3 protein-coding genes are annotated in these 6,795 nt (G+C 35.3%); all 3 read left to right on the top strand.

What is annotated here, in order from left to right; genetic code table 11:
- Nucleotides 1-528: 528 nt before the first annotated feature.
- From pheS to mutS, 3 genes are read left to right on the top strand one after another with little or no spacing between them, the layout of a single operon-like run.
- Nucleotides 529-1,551: a phenylalanine--tRNA ligase subunit alpha gene (pheS, locus tag PHF25_08175; GenBank protein MDD4527992.1), complete on the top strand. Its 1,023-nt coding sequence runs from the start codon at nt 529-531 to the stop codon at nt 1,549-1,551.
- Nucleotides 1,551-3,917, top strand: coding sequence for a phenylalanine--tRNA ligase subunit beta (pheT, locus tag PHF25_08170; GenBank protein ID MDD4527991.1), 2,367 nt, complete (start codon nt 1,551-1,553; stop codon nt 3,915-3,917). The genes pheS and pheT overlap by 1 nt, the downstream gene beginning before the upstream one ends.
- 16 nt (nt 3,918-3,933) lie before the next feature.
- Nucleotides 3,934-6,378: a DNA mismatch repair protein MutS gene (gene mutS / locus PHF25_08165; protein ID MDD4527990.1), complete on the top strand. Its 2,445-nt coding sequence runs from the start codon at nt 3,934-3,936 to the stop codon at nt 6,376-6,378.
- Nucleotides 6,379-6,795: the final 417 nt, after the last annotated feature.

Below are 6,795 nucleotides of genomic sequence, written 5' to 3'. Positions count from 1 at the left end.
CATTTTCCATAAAACTATTTATTTAATACTTTCCAGGGTTTCCAATACTTAAAAAATACTGATAAAAGCTCTAATGAATCAATATCAGCTAAACAGTAGACCGGTTCAATAATGATTTTTTGTTGTGTCATAGATGAAATATAGTATGTAATGGCGTGAAATGTCAACGTTCACTAAGTTTACTATTTTATTAATTATTATTATTTTGCGTTTCAACATAATCCTCGGTAATACTTTCAACATCAGCAGAGTTAACGATTTCCTCAATTTCACTCGTAAAAAAATCAACATCCATTCAGTGAAAAGCTTATCTCAGTATGTATATAAAAATAAATGGCTCCCTCATGGAGTGAGCTGGTAGTCGGTCACTGAGCGAAGTCGAAGTGAAGACTGACTAAGGGAGTTTTATTCCCCCTTTATAAGGGGGATGTCCTTTAGGACAGGGGGATTTACTAACGTGAGGTTATTGTTGCTATAAAATACTCTTTCTTTTATAATAAAAATCAGCTTTCACAAAGAGGAATATTAATGCACAAACAAGTAGATACTATAAAAAACAATTTTTCTTCCTCTATTCAAAATTGTTTAGACTTGGAAACAGCTGACAAACTTAGAGTAGACTTACTTGGCAAAAAAGGAACGATTACTGAACTGCTAAAAGGGATGAAAGACCTTTCTATTGAAGATAAAAAAGTCTTTGGACCAGTGCTTAATCAACTTAGAGATAATACCAACACACAAATAGAAGCTAAAATTACAGAGCTAAATAAAGCCAAACTTAATAAACAACTACTTGCCGAAAAGACAGACTATTCCTTGCCTTCCAAAAAAAGAAAAACAGGTTCATTGCATCCCATAACTCACGTTATATATGAAGCTGAAAGCATTTTTAAGGAACTAGGCTTTGTTGTTGCAGAAGGTCCAGAAGTAGAAACAGACTTTTTTAACTTCGAAGCGCTAAACTTTCCTCATGATCATCCATCAAGAGATATGCATGACACTTTCTATTTAAATACAAAAGAAAACCATTTACTGAGAACCCATACCTCTAATGTGCAAGTACATGTTATGAAAAAAATGACACCTCCGATCAAGGTCATAATGCCTGGGAAAGTGTTCAGAAGCGATTCAGACGTAAGTCATTCACCTGTTTTTCACCAAATAGAAGGATTATATGTAGACAAGAAGGTTTCCTTTGCTCATCTAAAAGCAACTTTGCAGTATTTCACTCAAAGATTTTTTTTGAAAGATACTAAAATAAGACTACGTCCAAGCTATTTCCCTTTTACAGAACCAAGTGTTGAAGTAGATGTCCTCTGCGTGCTATGCGGTGGTAAAGGCTGTGGAGTCTGCAAACAAACTGGCTGGCTAGAAGTATTAGGTGCTGGCATGGTAGACCCAAATGTACTAAAAAATGTCAATGTAGACCCAGAAGAATATTCAGGCTTTGCCTTTGGCGTCGGCGTTGAAAGACTTGCAATGTTAAAATATGGTATCGATAATATCAAACTTTATTATGATAATCATGCCTACTTTTTGGAGCAATTTTAATGTTATTACCTCTTAACTGGCTAAAAGAATTAGTAAATATCAACGAAGATGTAAATCTTATTGCTGAAAAGCTAATTGAGCACAGTTGTGAAATCGACGAAATTATTGATCAAAAAAAGCAGTTCGACAATGTAGTTGTGGGAGAAATAACCAAAATTGATAAACATCCTGATGCGGACAAACTGGTTGTCTGCCAGGTAAACACCGGTAAAAAAGAATATCAAATTGTAACAGGAGCAACGAATATTTTTGTAGGCGCGATTATCCCGGTTGCTTTAGATGGTGCTGACCTACCAAATGGAATACTTATTAAAAACTCAAAACTGAGAGGCGTAGACAGCAATGGAATGCTTTGTTCGGAAATGGAACTGGGTCTTTCTGCTGAAGCGAAAGGAATCATGATCTTAACTGATAAACCAACTATTGGTACGCCTATTGCTGAGTACCTACAAATGAATGACCAGTTGTTAGACGTTTCTATTACCCCAAACCGTGGTGATTTGCTTAGCATCAAAGGTTTAGCTAGAGAAATCTCTGCTATTTTCAGTAAACAAACTAAAGAAATAGACATTAATTACACTGATAAGACAAAACATGATGCACCGCTTAAGGTTATAAATGAAGCACCTGACTTATGTGCAAGATATATGGGAGTTGTCATCAAAGGCATAAAAATAGCACCTTCGCCCGAATGGATGCAAAATAAACTTAAAAAAGTAAACATTAAACCAATTAGTAATATTGTGGACATCACCAACTACGTGCTTTACGAATGCGGTCAACCACTGCATGCTTTCTCTTATGAAAAAGTAAAAGACCAAACCATTATTGTTAGAAGAGCCAAAAACGGTGAATATATCCAAGCTCTAAACGACCAAAAAATTGAATTAACCGACAAAGATTTAGTAATTACCGATAAAAATGGCCCAGTTGCACTTGCTGGAATAATTGGAGGGTTTGAATCTGCTATCCATGAAGATACAACCGAGATTATTCTTGAATCAGCAAGCTTTGACCCAAGTAACATCCGTAAGTCGTCTTTTCTCAAAGGGATACGAACAGAAGCTTCTCTGCGTTTCGAAAAAGGTGTTGATTTTCAGAATGTTGAATTCTCTTTTAAACGCGCCATTAAGCTCATCCTAGAAATCTGCGGTGGCTATGTGGCTTCCGATGTATGTGATGTTTTTGAAAAAGAACCAGAAATTGTGAAACTGCAACTTAGACCAGAAAGAGTTAACTCACTCTTGGGTACAGATATTTCAAAAGCTGAAATGATAAACATTCTGACAAGACTAGGATTTGCTGTAAAAAATGACATTATAACTGTTCCCTCCTGGAGAGCAGCAGAAGTTAATAGAGAAGCTGATATTATTGAAGAAATCGGGAGAATGCATGGCTATAATAATATTGAATTACAATTACCGCCTATAACCAATTTTGAACAACCATTAGATTTGTCTTTCTTTGAGATGAATAAAAAAATTAGAGAATTTTTCACACTGCAAGGTAACTCTGAAATAATGTCTTATTCAATGGTTTCACCTGATGAACATCCAACAATCATGAATAAACAACCTTTAGTTTTAAAGAACCCTTTAACTTCTTCTGAGTCTGTTTTACGAACAAATCTTTTTGTCTCTTTAATCAAAAATTACGATTACAATAATCGTCACCTAGTTGCCGATTTAAACACTTTTGAAATTGGAAAAATCTATTATTTAGAAAATGAAGAAGTGCAAGAAGAACTTCATGCTGCTGCCTTATTTTCTTCCTCACCAAGCAAATCTTCTACTACAAAAAATCAAGAAAATTTCAGCTTTTTGGAACTAAAAGGAATTACTGAGGAAGTTCTTTGCTTTTTAGGAATTAAACAAACCAAATCCTTCACGAATGACATTTTTGAATTCCTACATCCAGGCAAATCAGCTAAAATTAATATTGGTAAGGATACGCTAGCAGTCTTTGGTGAAGTGCATCCTGACATTAATAAACTTTATGGCATTAAGTCAAAATTATATTTCCTAGAAATCATGCCTGAGAATATCAAAAAATATAAAAGCGACAAAAAGAAATACAAAAAGTTCTCTTTATACCCTACTGTGCGCAGAGATTTATCGTTCTGGATAGACAAAAATGTATCTTATGAACAAATCACTCAAAAAATTACTAAAGTAAAATCTTCTTTCTTAAAAGATATTGTATTGGTAGATATTTATGACGGCAAAAAGTATGGTGACGATAAAATCAACTTCGCTATTCAGCTTGTCTTTCAGGATCCAGAAAAAACTCTGGAAGAAGAAACGGTCAACCGAGAATTCGGTAAAATCGTAGAGAGCATCACCAAGCTGGATTTAATCTTCGGTTAAGATGGCATTAACTCCTATGATGCAACAATATCAGGAGATTAAGTCGAAATACGATGACTGCCTCTTATTGTTCCGCTTAGGTGATTTCTATGAAATGTTCTTTGAAGACTCATACAAAGCGTCACGCATTTTAGGATTAACACTCACAGGTAGAGGCAAAGACGAATATGGTAACAAAATTCCTATGTGTGGCATTCCTTATCATGCCCTCAACAATTACCTGCCAAAATTACTTAAAAACAATATCAAGGTTGCTATCTGTGAACAAACAGAAGAAGCTACCCAAGGTAAAGGAATAACAAAACGAGAAGTAGTAGACGTAATAAGTCCAGGCACTATTATTGAAGAACATTTACTGTCCTCAACAGACAACAACTTCCTTGCAGCTATTGATGTAAACGCTTTAAAAGAAGTTTATAGTATTGCTTATTGCGACGTTTCTACAGGAGAGTTTTCTTTTACGGAAACAAGGTCAGAAGAACTTTTTCTAAATGAAATTGAAAGAATTTCTCCTAGGGAACTGTTAGTCCCTACGACAATAGACCCTCTGAAATACAAGGAAAACAACTATGTCACAACAACCGAATCTCTTTCCCTAGAAGCCTCCATAGAAATATGCAAGGAAGTATACAAAATCTTTTCACTTGAGCCGTTAGGGCTAAACGAGCATCCCTCCGCCACTCATTCTGTGGCGACAATATTAAATTATTTACTTAAAAGCAAAAAAAGTGCTTCTAGTATACAAAAACCCAAAGTATATTCGTTAGAAAACACCCTCTTCCTAAATGGTATTACGCTAAACAACTTAGAAATCGTCCAATCTATACAAAACAAAGACAAAAAAGGTTCGCTTTATTGGGTGATGGACAATACAAAAACTGCAATGGGTGCAAGATGTCTCAAAAAATGGTTGATTAGACCCTTATCAAATTTAGAAGAAATTCAAAAAAGAGCTGATATAACTGAGTTTTTCTACAATGATTTTAAGGCCTTAAACGAAACAAGAAACTACTTAGACTCTATTTATGATATTGAAAGACTAACAACCAAAATAGCTAACCATAAATCCAACCCTAAAGACTTAATTGCTTTCAAGAATTCTTTAAATGTCCTACCAAACATGATAGCAACACTAACAAGTATACAAGAAGATTTAGCTGACTATATCTTGTTTCCCCAAGACTGGATTAATGATACCAACGAGATGGCTAAGCTAATAGAGAAAACAATTGTAGAAGACCCTCCTGCTGTTATTCAAAACGGTGGATTTATTAAACAAGGTTGTTCTGAAGACTTAGATGTAATACGTGAAGAAGTGAGAAACAACAAAACTTGGTTTCTGAACTACGAAAATAAGCTCAAAGAAGAGACGGGGATTAGAACACTTAAGATTAAGTATACACGAGCATTTGGCTACTATCTGGATGTTACAAAATCGAATCTCCATTTAATTCCAGAAAACTTTATTAGAAAACAAACTTTGGTTAATTCCGAAAGATACTACACGCAGGAACTTAAAGAAAAAGAAGAGTTTATCCTCCACGCAGATGAAATGATGTTAAGAAAAGAAACCGAAATTTTTGATGAGGTAATTGCTTCTATAGAAAAATACCAAATAATGCTTACAGTAATTGCAGAAAAAATAGCAAAAATTGATTGTTTGTCTTGCTTTGCAATAACAGCTAAAGAAAACAATTACTGCAAACCAACATTTAATGATGAAGGCAGAATTAAGATAAGCGAATCAAGACATCCAGTAATTGAACAAAGCTCGGCTGGCTTTACGTTTACACCGAACGATGTCCTGATTGAGCAAGACAACAAACCCTTTATTTTGCTGACTGGACCGAACATGGCAGGCAAATCAACCTATATGAGACAAATAGCGCTTAATCTAATCATGGCCCAAACCGGTTCGTTTATCCCAGCCAAAAAAGCAGATATTTGTCTTACTGACAAAATATTCGCCAGAATTGGTGCTAGCGATAATCTCTTTGAAGGCAAGAGTACCTTTATGGTGGAAATGCTGGAAACTGCTAATATACTGAACAGTGCAACTTCCAAGTCTTTTATTATCTTAGATGAAATTGGACGTGGGACTTCCACCTATGACGGATTAAGCATTGCAGCCTCAATAGCTAAATTTTTGATACTAGAAACTAAAGCAAAAACTGTCTTTGCTACTCATTATCATGAAATGACCTCGTTGGCTGAAAAATATAAAGAAATCAAAAACCTAAATGTTGCAGTACTAGAAGAAAACGGGACAATTAGATTTAGTTATAAAGTAGTCGCTGGGTATGCTGAAAAAAGCTATGGTATACACGTAGCCCAACTTGCAGGACTTCCAGAAAAAGTAATTGATGATGCGAACAATATCCTAACACATTTAGAAGCAGAAGAAATGTCCTTAACAAAATCTAAAAAGAAAATCATTGAGCAGTTAAGCTTGTTTAATTAAAATCCGCCTCTCTCGGCTGAATTGACAAACTTGTCCTAACTAGTACGGTGCAGCCACTCTCTCCTAATTTTACAAATTTGGAGAGAGTTTAGTTGATGTCTTTATTTAACAACCAAATCCGCCTCTCTCGGCTGAATTGACAAACTTGTCCTAACTAGTACGGTGCAGCCACTCTCTCCTAATTTTACAAATTTGGAGAGAGTTTAGTTGATGTCTTTATTTAATAACCAAATCCGCCTCTCTCGGCTGAATTGACAAACTTGTCCTGACTAGTACGGTGCAGCCACTCTCTCCTAATTTTGCAAATTTGGAGAGAGTTTAGTTGATGTCTTTATTTAACAACAAAATCCGCCTCTCTCGGCTGAATTGGCAGACTTCTCCTGACTAGTACTGTGCAGCCACTCTCTCCTAATTTTG

Source organism: Candidatus Margulisiibacteriota bacterium (assembly GCA_028706105.1).
Classification (GTDB): domain Bacteria; phylum Margulisbacteria; class Riflemargulisbacteria; order GWF2-35-9; family DYQY01; genus DYQY01.
The sequence above is the reverse complement of the archived record's forward strand: the minus strand, read 5'-3'. Positions and strand labels throughout refer to the sequence as shown.

What these genes read in the sequence shown, in the direction of transcription:
- pheS (MDD4527992.1), top strand. Translation starts at nt 529, where the DNA reads ATGCACAAACAAGTAGATACTATAAAAAACAATTTTTCTTCCTCTATT.
- pheT (MDD4527991.1), top strand. Translation starts at nt 1,551, where the DNA reads ATGTTATTACCTCTTAACTGGCTAAAAGAATTAGTAAATATCAACGAA.
- mutS (MDD4527990.1), top strand. Translation starts at nt 3,934, where the DNA reads ATGATGCAACAATATCAGGAGATTAAGTCGAAATACGATGACTGCCTC.